Consider the following 1,117-nt stretch of genomic DNA (forward strand, 5'->3'; position numbering starts at 1 on the left):
AATGCTAAATTTACAGGGTTTTTATTAGATGAACTTTTTGAAAGTCAAAGAGATTTAGTTAATAAACTTTTAAAAAGATATAAACAATTAAAAGGATAGTAAGGGGATTTTATGAATAATTTAGCTTATAGAACATACAATATAGAAAGTATAAAAAATGAGTTTTTAAACATAGGGTTTAGCGAGGAGGCAATAGATTTTGTTTTTCTTCATAATGATAATTACAGCTTTGAATATTTAAAAGAGAAAATAATTGATGTAGAGAAGACTTTACGAAAAGATATATCCAATTTAGATATTAAGATTGATACTGTAGAGAAGAATTTAAATACCAAAATAGATTTTGTAGAAAAAAATTTAAACTATAAAATAGATAGTGTTAATACCAAAATAGATAGTGTTAATACCAAAATAGATTTTGTAGAAAAAAATTTAAACACTAAAATAGATAGTTTGGATGCTAAAATAGGTAGTTTGGATACTAAAATAGGTAGTGTTAATACCAAAATAGATTTTGTAGAAAAAAATTTGCGTAAAGATCTCAATATGGGAAACAGATTAATACATTTTATGATATTAACAGCCGCAATTCTAGGCCCAATTTTAAATGCTTTATTTATGAAATATTTACAATTTATTAAATAATGAATAATACACAAATTTGTTTTTTAAGCAATATATTATAATACTGATGAACATTACTATAAAATAACATTTTGTTTTTGCTCTATTCTAAATTAGAACTTATTCGAACTTTTTCACAAAAGACTTTAAATAAGTTCTTTTTTTGTAAAAAGACAAATTGATTTTAATTCTAAATTGGGTAATACTTAATTGTTGAATTTTTTTAAAAAAAGTTGATAAAAATAGTTTTTGATATATATACATATATATATGTATTGCTAAAAACTTCATTATATCAAATATAGTCCAATTAAGTGAGTGCATAGCTATATTCTTTTAGTAGAGAATCAGACTAAGCCCTCATTTTTTTCAAAAATTTTTTGTATAAAACTTGGCACAAACAGTTTTTGCAATATAATAAATATTGCATAATATGATCTCTATATTGCATATATAAAATAAAGGTTACATTTTGGTGGACTTAACTAGTTCT

General features: G+C 22.3%; 1 protein-coding gene and 1 pseudogene. Both read left to right on the plus strand.

Annotated features, from left to right (window positions below):
* Nucleotides 1-99: pseudogene (locus HNP63_RS07005) on the plus strand (chromosome replication/partitioning protein); the annotation flags it as partial.
* A gap of 12 nt (nucleotides 100-111) precedes the next feature.
* On the plus strand, nucleotides 112-645 hold the full coding sequence (gene bdr / locus HNP63_RS06720) for a Bdr family repetitive protein (protein WP_183227728.1): 534 nt from the start codon (nucleotides 112-114) through the stop codon (nucleotides 643-645).
* Nucleotides 646-1,117 lie beyond the last annotated feature (472 nt).

This window comes from Borreliella afzelii, from assembly GCF_014202295.1.
GTDB classification, from domain to species: Bacteria; Spirochaetota; Spirochaetia; order Borreliales; family Borreliaceae; genus Borreliella; species Borreliella afzelii.

Coding starts and splice junctions, on each gene's coding strand:
- bdr (WP_183227728.1), top strand. CDS start 112: ATGAATAATTTAGCTTATAGAACATACAATATAGAAAGTATAAAAAAT.